This is a genomic window from Methylobacterium sp. J-118, assembly GCF_057836565.1.
The window spans coordinates 4,141,104-4,159,099 of the sequence record NZ_JBYQFA010000001.1 but is presented as its reverse complement, the minus strand read 5'-3'; the positions used below and the strand labels follow the sequence as shown (position 1 = coordinate 4,159,099).

Annotated in this window: 15 protein-coding genes and 1 tRNA gene; 5 read left to right on the top strand and 11 right to left on the bottom strand. The window is 70.8% G+C overall.

Features of this window, described 5'->3' with window-relative positions:
- Positions 1–142: 142 nt before the first annotated feature.
- Positions 143–847, top strand: a complete 705-nt coding sequence (locus AC3IF3_RS20155; RefSeq protein ID WP_243967165.1) for a sulfate transporter family protein — start codon at positions 143–145, stop codon at positions 845–847.
- 92 nt (positions 848–939) lie between these two features.
- Entirely contained in the window at positions 940–2,214 is a 1,275-nt protein-coding gene (locus AC3IF3_RS20150; RefSeq protein ID WP_489230035.1) for an efflux RND transporter periplasmic adaptor subunit, read from the top strand.
- 15 nt (positions 2,215–2,229) lie between these two features.
- On the opposite strand, the gene AC3IF3_RS20145 is transcribed toward AC3IF3_RS20150, so the two are convergent.
- Positions 2,230–2,706 carry a cupredoxin domain-containing protein gene (locus AC3IF3_RS20145; RefSeq protein WP_243967163.1) on the bottom strand — a complete coding sequence of 159 codons (477 nt, stop codon included), beginning with the start codon at positions 2,704–2,706 and terminating at the stop codon, positions 2,230–2,232.
- A 150-nt stretch (positions 2,707–2,856) separates the two neighbouring features.
- Here AC3IF3_RS20145 and AC3IF3_RS20140 point away from each other — a divergent pair, with 150 nt between their 5' ends.
- A complete protein-coding gene (locus AC3IF3_RS20140; RefSeq protein ID WP_489230034.1) occupies positions 2,857–5,700 on the top strand; it encodes an EAL domain-containing protein in 2,844 nt (947 codons plus the stop codon).
- Positions 5,701–5,829: 129 nt separating this feature from the next.
- Here the strand turns inward: AC3IF3_RS20140 and AC3IF3_RS20135 are convergent, their stop codons facing one another.
- From AC3IF3_RS20135 to AC3IF3_RS20105, 7 genes are all read right to left on the bottom strand, one after another.
- Complete coding sequence (locus tag AC3IF3_RS20135) at positions 5,830–7,212, bottom strand: class II 3-deoxy-7-phosphoheptulonate synthase (RefSeq protein WP_489230033.1); 1,383 nt, start codon at positions 7,210–7,212, stop codon at positions 5,830–5,832.
- Between the two features lie 114 nt (positions 7,213–7,326).
- A complete protein-coding gene (locus AC3IF3_RS20130) occupies positions 7,327–7,644 on the bottom strand; it encodes an RNA polymerase sigma factor region1.1 domain-containing protein (RefSeq protein WP_489230032.1) in 318 nt (105 codons plus the stop codon).
- A 56-nt stretch (positions 7,645–7,700) separates the two neighbouring features.
- A complete protein-coding gene (gor, locus tag AC3IF3_RS20125; RefSeq protein ID WP_489230031.1) occupies positions 7,701–9,083 on the bottom strand; it encodes a glutathione-disulfide reductase in 1,383 nt (460 codons plus the stop codon).
- Entirely contained in the window at positions 9,080–10,300 is a 1,221-nt protein-coding gene (locus tag AC3IF3_RS20120) for an O-antigen ligase family protein (protein ID WP_489230030.1), read from the bottom strand. The genes gor and AC3IF3_RS20120 overlap by 4 nt, the downstream gene beginning before the upstream one ends.
- A 40-nt stretch (positions 10,301–10,340) precedes the next feature.
- Positions 10,341–10,895: a DUF2059 domain-containing protein gene (locus AC3IF3_RS20115; RefSeq protein WP_243967156.1), complete on the bottom strand. Its 555-nt coding sequence runs from the start codon at positions 10,893–10,895 to the stop codon at positions 10,341–10,343.
- Positions 10,896–10,938: 43 nt separating this feature from the next.
- Positions 10,939–11,652 (bottom strand): ribose-5-phosphate isomerase RpiA, encoded by a 714-nt coding sequence (gene rpiA, locus AC3IF3_RS20110; protein WP_489230028.1) that lies wholly within the window; start codon positions 11,650–11,652, stop codon positions 10,939–10,941.
- Positions 11,653–11,794: 142 nt separating this feature from the next.
- Entirely contained in the window at positions 11,795–12,259 is a 465-nt protein-coding gene (locus AC3IF3_RS20105) for a hypothetical protein (protein WP_243967154.1), read from the bottom strand.
- A gap of 686 nt (positions 12,260–12,945) precedes the next feature.
- Between AC3IF3_RS20105 and AC3IF3_RS20100 the strand changes: the two genes are divergently transcribed.
- Positions 12,946–14,769: an ATP-binding protein gene (locus AC3IF3_RS20100; protein ID WP_489230027.1), complete on the top strand. Its 1,824-nt coding sequence runs from the start codon at positions 12,946–12,948 to the stop codon at positions 14,767–14,769.
- Position 14,770: 1 nt separating this feature from the next.
- On the top strand, positions 14,771–16,441 hold the full coding sequence (locus tag AC3IF3_RS20095) for a putative bifunctional diguanylate cyclase/phosphodiesterase (protein ID WP_489230026.1): 1,671 nt from the start codon (positions 14,771–14,773) through the stop codon (positions 16,439–16,441).
- A gap of 157 nt (positions 16,442–16,598) precedes the next feature.
- Here AC3IF3_RS20095 and AC3IF3_RS20090 read toward each other — a convergent pair.
- The 3 genes from AC3IF3_RS20090 to AC3IF3_RS20080 form a co-directional block, all read right to left on the bottom strand.
- Positions 16,599–16,673, bottom strand: a tRNA-Gly gene (locus AC3IF3_RS20090).
- Positions 16,674–16,781: 108 nt separating this feature from the next.
- Positions 16,782–17,246 carry an NUDIX domain-containing protein gene (locus AC3IF3_RS20085; protein WP_489230025.1) on the bottom strand — a complete coding sequence of 155 codons (465 nt, stop codon included), beginning with the start codon at positions 17,244–17,246 and terminating at the stop codon, positions 16,782–16,784.
- A 20-nt stretch (positions 17,247–17,266) separates the two neighbouring features.
- Complete coding sequence (locus AC3IF3_RS20080; protein ID WP_243967150.1) at positions 17,267–17,962, bottom strand: fumarylacetoacetate hydrolase family protein; 696 nt, start codon at positions 17,960–17,962, stop codon at positions 17,267–17,269.
- Positions 17,963–17,996: the final 34 nt, after the last annotated feature.

The window sequence follows — 17,996 nt, the reverse complement described above, 5'->3', positions numbered from 1 at the left end:
GCCCCGCATCCTGTCGCCTCTGGTCCTGCACGTGCGCTCCCCGTCCCTCACCCGCGCTGCTTCACCCGCAGCCTTGCGCCGCCGGCCGCACCGCTCCACATCCGCCGGCGCCGCGCCCGGCGGCGACCGGAATCCGCACCCGATGCTCGTCGAGTCCGCGACGGCGGCTTTGCGCCAGACCTTCTCGCCCCCGATGCGGGCGATCCTCTGGAAATCCCTCGGCCTGACGCTCGGGCTCCTGGTCCTGGTCTGGCTCGGCCTGACCCGGCTGGTCCAGGCGTTCCAGGCGAGCCATCACATCTCGTCCCAGTACCCGATCCTCGACAGCCTCGCCTACTACCTGGCGGGTTTCGGCCTGTTCGTGGTGCTCGCCTACCTGATGCCGGCGGTCTCGATCCTGGTGGCGGGCTTCTTCCTCGACGACGCGGCCGAGATCGTCGAGCGGACGGATTTCCCCGGGGAGCCGCCGGGCCGGGCCATGCCGTTCGGCACCGCGATGCTCTACACGGTCCGCTTCGCCGGGGTGGCGCTGCTCGTCAACCTCGCGGCTCTGGTGATCTTCTTCGTCCCGGTGATCGGGATCGCGGCCTTCTTCGCCGCCAACGCCTATCTGCTCGCCCGCGAGTATTTCGAGATGGCGGCGGCCCGGTTCCGGCCCCTGCCCGAGGCGGCCGCGATGCGCCGCGCCTTCTCGGTCCGGACGCTCGGTGCCGGCTGCCTGCTCTCGGCGCTGATGGTGGTGCCGATCCTCAACCTGCTGACGCCGCTCTTCGGGATCGCCCTGATGGTCCACCTGCACAAGCGCCTCAGCCGGGACCTGCGCCTGGCCGGCCCGCGCACCGCGTAGACGGCACTGCGGCAAAGCCCGCTCTGGCGGGCGCTGCCGTTGACCGCTACCGTCGCGGCGGCGTCGGCGGGCGCCGGGCGGAGAGCCGAGCGATGATGGCCCAGGACGCGGCGCGCGACGTACCCCCGCCCCCCGGCATAGTCCCGTTCCTCCTGGTCGGCCTCGTCGGCGTCGGGCTGCTGGCCTGGGGCGCCTACGGCCACTGGCAGCGGGACGTGGCGGCGACGGCGACGCTGGAGCGGATCACGACCCTCGTCCCGCAGGTGCGCACGGTCACGGCCGAGCGGGCGGAGGGGCCGATCGATCTCGTGCTCCCGGGGGAGATGCAGGCCTTCACCACGGCGGCGATCGCGGCCCGGGCGACCGGTTACATCGCCGAGCGCCGGGTCGATATCGGATCGCGGATCAAGGCCGGAGACCTGCTCCTGCGGATCGCCGCCCCGGATCTCGACCAGCAGCTCGCCCAGGCCGAGGCGCAGGTCGGCCAGCTGAAGGCGCAACTCCTGCAGGCGCAGGCGCAGGTCGAGCAGGCCCGCGCCAACGTGAACCTCGCCAACCTCACCAACAACCGGACCACGACGCTCGCGGTGCAGGGCTGGGCCTCCCGGCAGAACGCCGACACGTCGCAGGCCGGCGTCCTCTCGCAGGCGGCGACCCTTGCAGCCGCGGAGGCCGGCGTGAAGGTGGCGACCGCCAACATCAAGTCGCAGGACGCCGTCGTCGACCGGCTCAAGGCGCTCGCGGCGTTCGAGCGGGTGGTCGCGCCCTTCGACGGGGTCGTCACGACCCGCAACGTCGATGTCGGCGATCTCGTCCGGGCCGACAACGGCGGCACGCCGCTCCTGAGCATCGATCAGGACAGCACCCTGCGCATCACCGTGAACGTGCCGCAGAACGACGCGGTCGGGGTCAAGCCCGGCGTCAAGGCGGTGATCACGGTGCCGCAGCTCCCGGGCCGGTCCTTCGACGGCTTCGTGGAGCGCAGCTCCGTCGCCCTGGATGCCGCCTCGCGCACCCTGACCACGCAGGTGGACGTGCCCAATCCCGACCGGGTGCTGCGGGCCGGGCTCTACGCCTACGTGACCCTGAAGATCCCGCGCACCGAGCCTGCGGTCTCGGTGCCCGCGGAGGCGACGGTGTTCAACAGCAAGGGGCTCCAGGTCGCCCAGGTCGGCGACGACGACCGGGTGACGTGGCGGACCGTCAAGGTGCGGCGCGATCTCGGACGCACGATCGAGCTCGAATCCGGCCTCTCGGCCGACAGCCGCATCGTCTACAGCCCGCCCCCGGAACTCCGCGACGGCCAGGCGATCGAGCGGCTGAAACCGGCGCCGGAGCCCACGCCGATGCGTTCGGCCCAGCGCTGACCGGTCCGGGAACCGTCAATTTACCCGGACGACGAGCTTCATCTTGGGATGAATGCCGCACAGAACCTGGAAGGTGCCGCGCTCGGTGAAGGTGATCGGCGTGCGGCTGCCCGGTTCCTGATCCCCGGAATCGAAGTTGAACGTGTCGGACTCGACGAAGACGTGGTGCAGCAGGTCGCTGTCGTCGTTGACGAACGTGACGACTTCGCCGCGGGCGACCGCGAGGTTGTCGGGATGGAACATCCGGCCCTTCTGGGACACCGCGATGGCGGAGGCCTGGAGCCGATCGGTGATCAGCAATCCGCAGGTCGCGCCCAATGCCAGGGCCAGCACCGCCGGGAGCGCGGCGCGCCAATTCAAGCTTGAAACGATCCGGGATTCGGAGGCGGACATGTGATCCCTCGGTTTCCGGATGCCATGATCGCACAGATTTCCTTGAGAAATCATTTTCCGAAGCTGGATTTTGTATGCGATCGAGCGATATTCGCGCATCGACCGGTATTCGCACGCGCCACGGAATCGAATTGCCAGGGCTGCGAACTAAGTGCCTCTTAACATGTTGCAACTACAGATCGTTGCACGTGTGGCGCGGCGGCCGGTGCGATGCAAGACCCCGAGACGGCTCAGGAGGACAGGTCCCCGATGAGGCCGTCAGGTATCGCGCGTGGGATGCTGGGGTTCTTCACCACCGTCCGGGGCCGGATCTTCGTCGCCTTCCTGAGCATGAGCCTGCTGTCGGGCGCCCTCGGGCTCTACGCGGTGGTCGCGATCGCGCACATCGGCACTCTGGTCAATCGGACCTACGACGAGTCGCTGATGTCCATCAATTACGCCCGGGCGACCGCGGCGGATTTCGCCAAGATGCGCACGGCCTTCGCCCGGCGGATGCACCTGCGCGGCGAGGCCGAGACGGCGAAATTGAACGCCGAGATCGCCGATCTGTCGACGACGCTGGCCGAGGATCTGACGATCGCGGTGGAGCGGTCCCAGTCCGACCGGGCGGTGCGGACCGCGGGCGCGGTCCAGGCGGCGGTCTCGGCCTGGGAGGAGACGCGCCGCGCCCTGGATCCCGCCACGGCCCGCCCCGAGCGCTGGGACGCCCTGGATCAGCAGGCCAGCGTGGTCGACAGCCAGATCGACATGCTCGTCAACTACACGGCCGGCGACGGCTTCACGTTCCGGCAGGCGGCGCGCACGCTGGTGGTCCGGGAGATGCGCGTCAACGCCATCGCGGCGGCGCTGGCGACCGTCGTCTGCGCGCTGGTCGCCTGGCTGCTGAACCGGCGCATCACCGGACCGCTGGCCGCGGCCTCGCGGGCCGCGGAGCGCATCGCCAGCGGCCGCCTCGATGATCGCATCCCCGCGGGGGGCCGCGACGAGCTCGGCAGCCTGCTGCGGTCCATGGCGGTGATGCGCGACAACATCCACGCGATGATGGCCCGCGAGGTCAGCCAGCGCCGCCGCGCCGAGTCCCTGGTCACGGACGCGCTCCAGACCTCCCGCGAGGGCGTGGTCGTCGTCGACGCTGCCGGCCGGATCGCCCTCGCCAATGCCCAGGCCCAGCGCTTCTTCGAAGGGCTGGGTGAGGCTATCGAGGCCGGGGTCTCCGTCTGGGGCCATGCCGGCGGCCCGGAGACCGGCGCACCGGAAACGCTCGGGGATTGCTTCCGGGCCCTGGCCCGCGACGGCGATATCCGGCTGGCGGACGGGCGATGGCTGCGGGTGAGCCGCAGCGCCACCCAGCAGGGCGGCTTCATCGCGGTGTGCAGCGACATCAGCCTGCTGAAGGAGCAAGAGGATCGGCTGACCGAGACCAACCTTCGCCTCGACGCCGCCCTCGACAACATGTCCCAGGGGCTGTGCCTCTACGACGCGCAGGATCGCTTGATGGTGGTCAACCGGCGCTACAGCGAGATCTACGGGCTGCCCTGCCAGGCGGTCGCGCCCGGGATGAGCGCCGTCGAGGTCATGAACGCCAGCCTCCTGGCCGGCAACCATCCGGGTTGTGACATCGAGACGTTGCTGCGCCAGCAGCGCGAGGCCTTCCACGGGGGAGCCTGGCACACGCATTTCCAGGAATTGTGCAACGGGCGCATCGTGGCCATCGAGCGGCGCAAGACCGCCGATGGCGGCTTCGTGGCCACCTACGAGGACGTCACCGAGCGGCGGCACGCCGAGGCCCGCATCGCCTTCCTGGCCCATCACGACATGCTCACCGGCCTGCCGAACCGGATCGCCCTCGGCCAGCAGATCGAGATGGCGGTCGCCCAGGCGGGGCGCGACCACGGCTTCGCGGTCTTCGCCATCGATCTCGACGATTTCCGGCCGGTCAACGAGACCCTGGGGCACGGGGTCGGGGACGAGCTGCTCGCCGCGGTGGCGAACCGGCTCACCGCCTGCGTGCGCGAGATCGACTGCGTCGCCCGCCTCGGCGCCGACGAGTTCATCGTCATCCAGCGCGGCATCGACCGGCCGGAGGATGCCGCGGTGCTCGCCCGGCGCATCATCGAGGTGGTGGGCGCGCCCTACAGCCTGAGCAGCCACGAGATCAGCGTCGGGCTGACCATCGGGATCACCCTCGCGCCGAGCGACGGGACGAGCTGCGAGAAGCTCCTGAAGAACGCCGAGGTCGCCCTCGACCGCGGCAAGACCGAGGCGCGGGGCTCGTTCCGGTTCTTCGAGCCCGAGATGGATGCCCGCCTCCAGGCGCGGCGGATCCTGGAGCGGGACCTACGCGACGCCCTCGCCCGGGAAGCGTTCGAGGTCTACTACCAGCCGATCTACAGCCTCGATGCCGACCGGGTCTGCGGATTCGAGGCCCTGCTGCGCTGGAACCACCCGGTCCGCGGCTTCATCTCGCCGGCCGAGTTCATCCCGATCGCAGAGGAACTCGGCCTGATCGTGCCGCTCGGCGAGTGGGTGCTGCGCCGGGCCTGCGAAGAGGCCGCCCGCTGGCCGGACGGCCTGAAGGTCGCAGTGAACGTCTCGGCGGTTCAGTTCACCTCTGCGAGCCTCGTGAACGTGGTGCGAGAGGCCCTGCGGCGGACCGGCCTGCCCGGCCGGCGGCTGGAGCTGGAGATCACCGAATCGGTCCTGGTGGCCAATCCCGGCGCCGCCACGGCGGTCCTCCACAGCCTCAAGGCGCTGGGCGTGCGCGTCGCCATGGACGATTTCGGCACCGGCTACTCGTCGCTCAGCTACCTGCGCAGCTTCCCCTTCGACAAGATCAAGATCGACCAGTCGTTCGTGCGCGATCTCTGCATCAAGGACGGGACCGACTTCATCGTCCGGGCGGTGATCGGGTTGGGCGCGAGCCTCGGCATGACCACCACCGCCGAGGGCGTGGAGACCGAGGCGCAGCTCGCCCGGTTGCGCGCCGAGGGCTGCGACGAAGTCCAGGGCTACCTGTTCAGCCGCCCGGTCCCCGTCTCGGAGGTCGCCGCCGTGATCAGCCGCTGGAACGGCGCCAGCCGGGCGATCGCTTGAGGACGGAGCGGGGGGCGGATTCGCGCTCCGCGTTTGGGGTCATCGCGTGGCCGGCGGCTATGCCAGTCCAGAAGGGTCGCGCGCCTACCCTCCCCCGCATAGGGAGGAGGGAGACGTGGTTCCCGTGTCCTACTCCGCCGCGTCGAGGCGCGGGGCCTCCACGTGGCTGCGCTCGGCCTTCACCAACTCCGCCGTGCGGAACGCCACCTCCAGGGCCTGCTCGGCGTTGAGGCGCGGGTCGCAGTAGGTGTGGTAGCGGTCCTGCAGGTCGTCGGCCGTCAGGGCCCGGGCGCCGCCCGTGCACTCGGTCACGTCCTTGCCGGTCATCTCCAGGTGGATGCCACCGGCGATCGTGCCCTCGGCCCGGTGGACGCCGAAGAACATCTCGATCTCCTGCATCACCCGCTCGAACGGCCGGGTCTTGTAGCGGCCCGCCGCCACGGTGTTGCCGTGCATCGGATCGCAGATCCACACCACCGTGCGGCCCTCCCGCTCGACGGCGCGGATCAGGGCCGGCAGGTGCTCGCCGACCTTGTCGGCCCCGAAGCGGCAGATCAGGCTCAGGCGGCCCGGCTCGTTCTCCGGGTTGAGCAGGTCGATCAGCCGGATCAGCCCGTCCGCTTTCATGGACGGGCCGCATTTCAGGCCGATCGGGTTCCGGATGCCGCGGGCGTACTCGACATGGGCATGGTCGGGCTGCCGGGTCCGGTCGCCGATCCAGAGCATGTGCCCGGAGGTTGCGTACCAGTCGCCGGTGGTCGAATCGACGCGGGTCAGCGCCTCCTCGTAGCCGAGCAGCAGGGCCTCGTGGCTGGTGTAGAAATCGGTGGTCCGCACCTCCGGATGGGTCTCCGGGTTGATGCCGATGGCGCGCATGAAGTCGAGGGCGTCGGTCATCCGGCCGGCCACGTCCTGGTAGCGCGAGGATTGCGGCGAATCCTTCACGAAGCCCAGCATCCAGCGATGCGCGTTCTCCAGATTGGCGTATCCGCCGGTGGCGAAGGCGCGCAGCAGGTTCAGGGTCGCGGCCGATTGCCGGTAGGCTTCGAGCTGGCGCCGGGGATCCGGGATCCGGGCCTCCTCCGAGAAGCCGATGCCGTTGACGATGTCGCCCCGGTAGCTCGGCAGGCTCACGCCCTCGAGGGTCTCGGTGGGCGAGGAGCGCGGCTTGGCGAACTGCCCGGCGATGCGCCCGACCTTCACCACCGGCGAGCCGCCCGCGAAGGTCAGCACCATCGCCATCTGCAGGAACACCCGGAAGAAGTCGCGGATGTTGTCGGCGGAATGCTCGTCGAAGCTCTCGGCGCAGTCGCCGCCCTGGAGGAGGAACGCCTGGCCCGCGGAAACGCGCGCCAGGGCCGCCTTCAACTTGCGGGCCTCACCGGCAAAGACCAGCGGCGGAAAGCTCGCGATCTGCGACTCAACGGCACCCAGGGCGGCCGTGTCCGGATAGGCGGGGACCTGCTCGATCGGCAGGTGTCTCCAGCTCTTCGGTGTCCAACGCTCGCCCATGGCCTCTTCTCCGCGCACCTTTCGTGCGACCGCGCTTCGCGCGAAGCGCGGCTTATAGAGAGGTTCCCCTGGGCTGACGAGTGTCGGAATGCGAGGGGCTGGCGCGCCCCGGCCTCAGGCCTCGCCGTCCTCGACCTCGATCCCGTGCTCGGCGAGGATCCAGAAGATCGCTTCCAGATCCTCCGCGGAGACGTCCCGGGGCGGCAGGGCCTCCTCCAGATCGTCGTAGGTCAGGCAGCGGCTGCGCTGGGCCTCCGCCTTGGCGAGCAACTGATCGATGGCGCGGCGGATGTCGGGGGGCAGCCCCTCGTGGCTCGGGGGTCGGTGGAAGGCCGGGCGCAGGGCGTCCGCCAGCAGGCCATCGATGATGGCCTGCCGCCGTGCGTGCGCGTCGTCCTCGCCGCGTCCCTTGCCTGCGCCCTGCTTGCCCATCCCCCTGATATGGCTCGGTCGGGCACGGCGTCGAGGCCCCGGGGGGTGGAGAGCCCTCAGCCGACGCCGACCGGATGCTTGGTGACCTCCGGAACCCGCATCGTCACCAGTTCCTCGGCCGCCGTCGGGTGGACCGCGATGGTCCGGTCGAAATTGGCCTTGGTGGCGCCCAGGGTCACCGCGATGCCCACCGCCTGGATCACCTCGCCGGCATCGTGGCCGAAGATATGGACGCCCACTACCCGGTCGGTGGCGCAATCGACGATCACCTTCATCAGGATCCGCTCCTCGCGGCCCGACAGCGTCGCCTTCATCGGGCGAAAGCGCGCCTTGTAGACGTCGATCGTCCCGTAGACCTCGCGGGCGGCGGCCTCGCTGTGGCCGACGACGCCGATCTCGGGGGTCGAGAACACCGCCGTCGGGATCAGGCGGTGATCCACGCAGGTCGGCCTGCCGCCGTAGACCGTGTCGGCGAAGGCGTGGCCCTCGCGGATCGCCACCGGGGTCAGGTTGGCGCGGTTGGTGACGTCGCCGACCGCGTAGATCGACGGGACCTTGGTCTGCGAATAGGCGTCCACCGGGATCGCGCCGGCGCCGTCGAGGTCGATCCCGACCCGGTCGAGGCCGAGGCCGCCGACGTTGGGCCGCCGGCCGGTGGCGACCAGCACCTGATCGGCCAGGATCTCGCTGCCGTCGTCGAGGCGTGCGCACAGGCCGCCCTCCCGCCGCTCGATGCCCAGGAGGGTGCGGCCGAGCCGCAGGGCCATCCGGTGGCCGTAGGCCTCGGCGAGGGCGTCGCGGACCTCGTCGTCGAAGCCGCGCAGCAGCCTGTCGCCCCGGTGCAGCAGGGTCGTGGCGCTCCCGAGCGCCGCGAACACGCCGGCGAACTCCACCGCGATGTAGCCGCCGCCGATCACCAGGATGCGCTCCGGCAGGCTCTCCAGCTCGAACACCTCGTTCGAGGTGATCGCCAGTTCGATGCCGGGCACCGCGGGCTCCTTCACCGGATGGGCACCGACCGCGACCAGGATCCGCTCTGCCCGGACCGTCCGGTCCGACGCGACCAGACGCACCGTGTGCGGATCCACGATCACCGCCCGCTCCGGCACGATCTCGACGCCGGCCCGGATCAGGTTGGCGTCGTAGATCCCTTCGAGGCGGGTGACCTCGGCGTCCCGGCGGCGCTTGAGGGTGGCCCAATCGAAGTGCGGCGTCCCCACCGTCCAGCCGAAGCCGGCGGCGTCCGCGAACTCGTCGGCGAAGCGTCCGGCATAGACCATCAGCTTCTTCGGGACGCAGCCGCGGATCACGCAGGTGCCCCCGACCCGGTATTCCTCGGCCAGCATCACCCGGGCGCCGTAGCCCGCCGCGATCCGCGCCGCGCGCACGCCCCCGGAGCCGCCGCCGATGACGAAGAGGTCGGTGTCGAAATCGCTCATGCGGATCCGTCCCTCCCGGGGCTCGTCTCGGCGCGGGTCCGGGCCGCCTCGCGCAGCCACGAGATGGCAGCGCCGAGGCCCGCCGTCCACCACGCCGCCCAGCCGTTATGCTCCACGAAGGCGATGGCCGCCGCCCCGGCCACGAGGGCGAGCGCCGTTGCCCGGTCCGGCTGCGGCAGCCGGGCGATGCGGGCGAGCATCAGCATGAGGGTCAGCGCCGCGAGCACCGCGCCGGGCAGGCCCAGCTCGACCCACACCTGGAGGAAGCTGTTGTGCGGATGCCCGACCCCGAGGAGCACCCGCATCTCGGGGGGCACCGCCTGCGCCGCGGGCGTCTCGGCGAAACGCGCGCTCGTGCCGAAGCCCGCCCCGCGCCAGGGATCGGCCGCCACGGCGGCGCCGAAGCTGCGGGCGATGGCGACCCGCGCCCGGGAGGAGGATTGCACCAGGCGCTCATGGGCCGCCTCCGGCATGGTGCGGGCGAGGAGGTCGCCCTCCACCGGGGCCAGCGCCACGGCGAGGCCGAGGCCGAGGCCCGCGAGGCCGATGCCGGCGCGCCGGGGCAGCAGGCGGGTCACCGCGAACAATGCGGCGCCGGCGAGCAGGCCGAGTTGGGCGGCGCCGCTGATCGAGCGCAGCACGCCGAGGGCCGCGAAGGCCAGCGTCGCGACCGCGAGGCCGCGGGTGCGCCCGCGCCACAGGACCAGCGCGAGGGGGCCGGCCACGAGATCCAGGGTCAGGGCCGGACGGTTGTGCACGAAGGCGGCGGCCCGGTGCCCCAGGGCCCGCTCCAGGGCCAGACCGGCCGCGAGATCCCCCGCGATCACCAGGCCGGCCAGCGCGATCGCCGCAACCCCGAGCCGGGGCGCGAAGGGCGGGATCCGCCCCGGCGCCAGACAGGCCAGGAGGTAGGCCCCCGCCAGCGCCGGCAGGAACTCGCCCGCCACCCGCAGAGAGGCGGCCGGGACCGGGCTCCAGGCGAGCGAGACGAGGCCCCAGGCGAGGAATGCGAGCGCCGCCCCGGCCAGCGGATCGGCGAGCGGCGTGAGGATCCGGCGCGCCAGACCGTGGCGGTCCTCCACCGCGCGCCCGGCCAGGAAGGCGAGCGCCGCCAGACCGACCACCAGCGGGCTCGACCGGTTGGCCAGCACCATCGCGAGCGGCATGGCGGCGAGGAAGACCCCGCCCGCCGCGTAGAGGCGGCCGGCCGCGCTCATGGTGCGGTCGTCACGATGATCCGCGTGGGAGCGGATTCCGTCACTGCATCTGGTGCCCGCGCTTGCCCATCTCGGCGCGGACGCGGACCATTACGTATTCCGACACGTCCTGCGTCCAGTCCTGCATCTCCTGGACCATCTCGTCGAGGAGCTGCGGCTGCGCCTCCACGTAGTGCTTGCCGGCGGGCGAGCGGAAGAAGGTCGCGATCTCCTTCAACTCGGCCTCCGAGAATTTCGACGCGTAGGTGCGCGCCGCGATGTCGATCATGCGCTGCTTCTGCAGCTCCATCTCGGGTTGCAGCGACACCAGAACCTCGTCGAGGTCCTTGGCGAGCTCCGGCCGGGTCACCGTCTGCTTGCGGATCTGGTCGGCGAAGGCCGGCAGCACCGAATCGAACGAGCGGGCGATGCCGGAAGAGAGCATCACCTCCCGGGCGAGCGCGAGGTGGCTCGGGGTGAAGGCCGATGCCGGCGTGTTGGCGGCCGGGGTCGCGGGCTGTGCCGCCGGCTTGGCGGGCGCGGGCTTCTGGGCGAGGGCCGCGGAGGGGAGCGCCAGGAGCGCGAGGCCGAGCGCGGCGGTGAGGCGTCGGGACATGCTGGACTTTCTTGCGAGGATGGCCGGCGAGGAGAGCGGCGCCTCAGGCGAGGCTGCCGAGAACGGTGATGTCGGCCCGACCTTCCCGGGCGGCCGCCAGGATCGCCGCGTCGGCGATGCCGAGGAACAGGCCGTGCTCGAGGACGCCCGGCACCGCCCAGAGCGCGGCGCCGAGGGCCTCGGGATCGGGGATCGCGCCGAGATGCGCGTCGAAGATGTGGTGGCCGCCATCGGTGACGAGCGGCGCGCCGTCGAGCTGGCGGCGCAGCCGGACCGCGCCCGTGCAGCCTGCACCCGCGACGGCGGCCTCGACGGCCCGATGGGTGGCGGCGAGGCCGAAGGGGTTGACCTCGATTGGCAGCGGGAAGGCGCCGAGCCGCGCCACCCGCTTGGCCGCGTCGGCGATCACCACCATGCGGCGGCTCGCGCAGGCGACGATCTTCTCCCGCAGGAGCGCCGCGCCGCCGCCCTTGATCAGGCGCAGCTGGTCGTCGACCTCGTCGGCGCCGTCGATGGTCAGGTCGAGCTCCGGCTGCTCGTCGAGGGTCGCGAGGCGGATGCCGAGGCCCTGGGCCTGGGCGCGCGTCGCCTCCGAGGTCGGCACGCCGAGGATGTCGAGCCCGTCGCGGACCCGCTCGCCGAGCAGCGCCACGAAGGCCGCGGCGGTGGATCCGGTGCCGAGGCCGAGCCGCATCCCGGGCTCGACGAGATCGAGGGCGCGCACCGCCGCGGCCCGGCGCAGGTCCGGCCCGCTCACCGGGGGAGCGCCCGGGCGGCGCGGTGGAGGGAGAGGGCGCACGTCACGGCGCATGTCATAGGGGGCCGGCCTTTCCGCCAAGATCGCGCGGCCCCTAGCACGGGACCGGGCCGACCGGAACGCCCGGGCCGCGCATGCCGCGTCACGGGCGCACGCCCTGCGCGGGCGTGGCGCTGGCCCCGGCCCGGCCAGGCGCGGGGCCAGTCAGCGGCGCATCGGACGCGCCCTCGGCTCCGGGCTTGCCCTGCTGGGTGCAGACGACCTGCTCCTTCTTCACCAGCACGAAGCAGATGCTCATCTCGCCGGTCCGGTAATTGACCCGGAACACGCCGGCCTCGCGGGTGTGCCGGCTCGCCACCAGCCCGTATTCCGACGGGGTCTGGGGGCCGGCCCCCTCGCCGGCTCCGAAGCAGACCGTCTGGCCGATGCCGCCGGCCGATTCCTGAAGCCCGTACTGGCAGGACGTGACCTCGCCGGTCACCTTGTCGACCCGGTACATGCGGTTCAGGTCGGTCTGCGGCGCGGGCACGAACTCGTAGGACGTCGCGGCCGCCGGCAGGATCCGGAGCGTCGCACAGGCGGCGAGGAGGGGCAGGGACGGTTTCATCGCGGGTTCCGGGACGGGGACGCGCAGCCTTCGCTGGGCTTTCGGGCGAGTGTGGGGCGCCGCGTGCGCCGATCGCCGCGTGGGCTATAGACTCTCCCGGTTGGCAGACTCTTCCGGTTAGCACGTGCCGATGACGGGGTGCGGCAGGCCCCGCGCGCGCATGGGCTGCAAAATCCACACGGCGTCGCCGGACATGGGCAACGGTCGGGCCGACGCGCGTCCCCCCGCTTCGGGCCTTCGATCCCACCGTCAGGCCCGCCGTATGGCTCCGCTTCCAAACCGCACATCGACACGGACAAGGAGGTATGTCGCGCTATCCCGAGGCCGCTATGCGGACGTCGCAGCCCAGTCGGGAGCGGTGGTCCGGCCCGTCCCACGCCAGCCGGCGATGTCTGGTCTCGGCAGGCCCCGGCGGCGGAGCAGGCAGGCCCGATGCACGGCAAATGGCTGATGCAATCGGTGCGTGCGCAGCCGACATAATCCAGTACTTCCGCGTGCATTTCTGCCGCTTGTCATACAACGTGGCTCCGTGAGCACGCCGTATTATTTCTATCGCTCAGGTTAAACAGCTATTTATACAAGGAACGATTAATCATCACTTGGCCGGAGACGCCGTCTTTGTCGGATTCTTAAGCGGCTCCCGGCATCCTGGGGGCACCTTGGATGAGCAGGCTCGGGAACACGCGATGCTGAACGGTGACAGTCTGGGCCGGAGCGAGGGGCCGACGGCGCGGATGGGTTCGGTGACCTCGATCGACGGGTCGAAGGTCCACCTCGAACTCGCCGGACAGAACGGCCGTCCCCTCGTCCGGGCCACGGTGGGCAATTTCGTCCGGATCGAGGCCGGCTCTGCCCTGCTGATCGGCATCATCACGACCCTGTCGTCGGGCAACGACCATGGGCGCCAGCCCGGCGCCTACGCGAGCATCGACCTTCTCGGCGAGATCCTGTCGGACGAGGGGGGGAAGCGGTTCCGCCGCGGCGTGACCTGCTATCCCGCCATCGGCGACGCGGTCGAGCTGCTGCCGCCGGGCGACCTGCGCATCCTCTATCAGGTCGCCTCCGCCAACATGGCCGCCGTGGGTGCGCTGTACCAGGATCCGGACACGCCGGCCTGCATCAAGGTCGAGGATCTGCTGACGAAGCACTTCGCCGTGCTCGGCACGACCGGCGTCGGCAAATCCAGCGGCGTGGCGGTCATCCTCGACCAGGTGATGCGCGCGCAGCAGGCGGTGCGCATCTTCCTGCTGGACGTGCACAACGAGTACGCGGCCTGTTTCGGCGAGCATGCGAGCGTCATCAGCCCCCGCACCCTCAAGCTGCCGTTCTGGCTGTTCAACCTCGAAGAGATCGCCGACGTCGTCTACGGCGGCCGGTCGCCCGTCGACGAGGAGATCGAGATCCTCGCGGAGGTCATCCCCCTCGCGAAGAGCAAGTACGCGCAATACAAGGAGGCGAGCGACCGGCAGGTCGTGAAGCGCACCATCGGCAAGGGCTCGGGCTTCACCGTCGACACCCCCGTCCCGTACATGCTGCAGGACCTGATCGCGCTGATCGACGAGCGGATGGGCCGCCTGGAGAACCGCGTCGGCCGGATGCACTACCACCGGCTGATCACCCGGATCGAGGCGATCCGCAACGATCCGCGCTACGGCTTCATGTTCGAGAACGCCAATGTCGGCGGCGACATGATGGGCGAGATCCTGGGCCACCTGTTCCGGCTCGATCCGGACGGGCGCCCGATGACGATCATGCAGCTCGCCGGGCTTCCCATGGAGGTCGTGGACGCCGTCGTCTGCGTGCTGTGCCGGCTGGCCTTCGAGTTCGGCATCTGGAGCGAGGGCGCGATCCCGCTGCTGTTCGTCTGCGAGGAAGCGCACCGCTTCGCCTCGGCCGACCGGTCCGTGGGCTTCACCCCGACGCGCCGCGCCCTGTCGCGGATCGCCCGCGAGGGGCGCAAGCACGGCGTCTATCTCGGCCTCGTGACGCAGCGGCCGGCGGAACTCGACGCGACGATCATGTCCCAGTGCAGCACCCTGTTCGCCATGCGGATGACCAACGACCGCGATCAGGCCTTCCTCGCCGCGGCGGTGTCCGATGCCGTGAACCTGCTCACCTTCGTGCCGTCCCTGGGCACCGGCGAGGTCATCGCCTTCGGCGAGGGCGTGCCCATGCCCGTGCGGATGAAGTTCACCCCCCTGCCCCCGGACCGTCAGCCGCGCAACGACATGAGCGGACGCGTCTCGGAGCATGGTGGGGCGATCGCCGGCGCGGCGTTCGTCGGCGCCGTGGTCGAGCGCTGGCGCGGCGCCACCATGAGCAAGGTCAGCGGTCTCGAAGCGGATCCCTCCGCCACCGGCCGCCTCGCCCGTGAGCCCGGTGCGGAAGGCGGTCACGGCGCCGCCCTCGACCAGGTGCATCGCCGGCTGCTCCGGCGTCCCCTCGAAGCCGGTGAGACCCCCGGAGAGGTCGGCCTCCGCGCCGCCAAGACGCTCTGGCAGCAGGGCTGACGTGACCGCATCCACCGCCCGCTATCGCCAGAGCCTGCTCGAAGCCGCCATTCAGGCCCTTCCGGTCGGGGTCGTGGTCCATGACGAGCAGGGTCAGTGTATCCTGGCCAACGCCGCGGCCCGTGCCCTCGGGCCGCGTGCCGTCGACGAGCTCTCGGACAGCGCCCTGGCGAGCCCGGCTGCGGCGATCGTCGAGGCGATCGGCGAGCACGTCGTCGAGGCGCAGGCACATCCGGTCGTGACCGAGGGGGCGACCTACACGCTCACCACCCTCACCGAGGTCACGCACCACCACGCGATGCAGCGGGAGCTGATCGCCAGGGCGTTCATCGACGCCCTGACGGGACTGCCCAACCGGACGATGTTCGAGCAGAGCATCGAGGAACTGATCGTCGAGGCGGGGCCCGGCGACCGCTTCGCCCTGGCCTTCATCGACCTCGACAACTTCAAGCACATCAACGACTATTACAGTCACGCCGCGGGCGACGCCCTGCTGCGCAAGGTCGCCGACCGGATCCGCGGCGCCCTGCGTCCGAGCGACATGCTCGCGCGCATCGGCGGCGACGAATTCGTGCTGCTGCTCAACCCGGTCACCGGCCGGGACGCGATCCTGGCGGCGGTGCTCGACATCTCGGAGCGCCTGAAGCAGCCGTTCTTCATCGACGACCACGAGATCTTCGCCTCCGCGTCGATCGGCCTGAGCCTGTTTCCGGAGCACGGAACGACCTACGAAGTCCTGCGCCGCCAGGCCGACAACGCCATGTACCGGGTGAAGGGCGGCGTGAAGGGCGGCGTCAGCGTCTTCGAGGAGACGATGAGCCACGCCGCCACCGCCCGCATGGCGGTGGAGCAGCGCCTGCGCCTGGCGATCCGCGACCGGTGCTTCTGCTGCGCCTTCCAGCCGAAGGTCGACATGCGCACGCACGCGGTGGTGGGCGTCGAGGTGCTGCTGCGCTGGCGGGACGAACTCGGGATGATCCAGGCGCCGGGCGACTTCATCGAGCTGGCCATCGAGCTCGGACTGATCAACGAGATCACCCTGCAGGTCCTGAGCGAGACCGTGCGGACCATGCCCGACATCGACGAGGTGTTCGGGCCGGAGGTGACGGTGAGCCTGAACATCGCCGCCAAGCAGGCCTGTGACGTGCCGTTCATGTCGGCCTTCTGCGACGCCCTGGGCGCGACGGGTCTGGCGGGCCGTTTCGTGCTGGAACTCACCGAGGAGGCGTTCTTCACCAAGGGCCGGTTCCAGCGCGAGGTGCTGCCGCGCATCCGGGCCATCGGCGCGCGGGTCTCCATCGACGATTTCGGCGTCGGCTACTCGTCGCTCGCCGCGCTGGCGGAGATCACCGCCGACGAATTGAAGATCGACCGCTCGTTCATCACCGACATCGACAAGCGGCCGCGCAGCCAGATCGTCCTGAAGGCGATCGAGTCGCTCGGGCTGGCCCTGGGCATGTCGGTGGTGGCCGAGGGCGTCGAGACCTTCGAGGAGGTCGCCTACCTGCTGGGCGCGACCCAGATCCGCTGCGCGCAGGGATTCTACTACGCCAAGCCGCTGCTGATCGAGCAGATCCTCAAGGCGGACCAGCGGGTGTCGGCGCCGCGCGCGGCCGTCGCCCAGAGCCGCGGCTCGGATTTCCGCTCACCGAGCCTGCTGAGGCGGGCCTAGCACACCAGGGGACTCGCTGCGGTCGTTCCATCGGACGGCCGCGCCCGAGCGACCGCGACGCCGCGGTCGGGTCCGGCGAACGCAGCCGCCAGGGCAGCGCGACGATCCGCACGGCCCTGGAGGGGTCCGTCCATATCGGAAGAAGAATTGGAAAAACTGGAGCGGGCGAAGGGATTCGAACCCTCGACCCCAACCTTGGCAAGGTTGTGCTCTACCCCTGAGCTACACCCGCTCACTAGTGCCGCGCCGCCTGGACTTTCGTGCCGGCGGCCCCGGCGGCGCTCTCTAAACACCATTCCGCCGGGCGACGCAAGCGTCTCTTTTGCCCGCTCAGGACGATTCACCAGTTCGGGTCCGGCGGGAGGCTCTGGTGGATCTCGTTCAGGCGGGCGCGGGTGCCGCGGGTCGTCCCCTCGGGGAGCGCATCCGCCGGAAAGAACGCGCAGGCGGCGATCTCCCGGTCGGGTGCCTTCGGACGCAGCACCGTGAAGGCCGGCAGGACGAACAGCGCCACGTGATCGCGCGGCGCAGCCACGACGTTCCGAAAAAGGCCGAGCAGGCGCGGCGGCGCGTCCGGGACGATCTCCGCCTCCTCGCGGAACTCGCGGATGATCGCCTCGGCCGCGGTCTCGCCCCGCTCGACGCCGCCCCCCGGCAGGTGCCAGCCGCTGACATAGGTGTGGCGCACCAGGGCCACGCGGCCCTGCGGGTCGATGGCGACCCCGCGGACGCCCAGGGTCATCCCCCTTGTCGCGAGGGCCCCGAGGTGAAACAGGCGCCGCAGCAGCCGCCGGTCGAGGAGCATGTCGATCGCCGCCGCCCGGATCAGACGACGTCGAGGGTGATCGCGCCGAGGCCGGCGATCGAGGCCACCATGCGCTGGCCGCGCTCGACCGGACCGACGCCGGACGGGGTGCCGGTGAAGATGAGATCCCCCGGTTGGAGCGCGAAGTATCCCGAGAGATAGGCGATCTGCTCGGCCACCGACCAGATCATGTCGCCGAGGTCGCCCCTCTGCCGGGTCTCGCCGTCCACCGACAGGGTGATTGGGCCCCGCGCCGGGTGGCCGATCAGCGACACCGGGTGCAGGAGACCGATCGGTCCGGATCCGTCAGCCGCCTTGGCGGTATCCCAGGGGCGCGACAGCTTCTTGGCCTCGTCCTGGACGTCGCGCCGGGTCATGTCGAGGCCGATCGCGTAGCCGTAGACGTGGTCCAGGGCGCTCTCGGCCGGAATGTCGCTGCCGCCCTCGGCGAGCGCGGCGACCAGCTCGACCTCGAAATGGTAGTTGCTGGTCTTGGACGGATAGGGGTGGGCCGTCGGCTCGGAGCCCACGATCTGCAGGGCGTCGGCGGGCTTCATGAAGAAGAACGGCGGCTCGCGGTCCGGATCGGCGCCCATCTCGCGGGCATGGGCGGCGTAGTTGCGCCCCACGCAATAGACGCGTCGGACGGGGAAGAGATCGCCGCTGCCGGCGACCGGGAGCGCGATGCGGGGCGGGTTCTGGATGACGGAGAGCATCTCAGCCTCTGCGATGGAACGTCCGGGGGTCGGG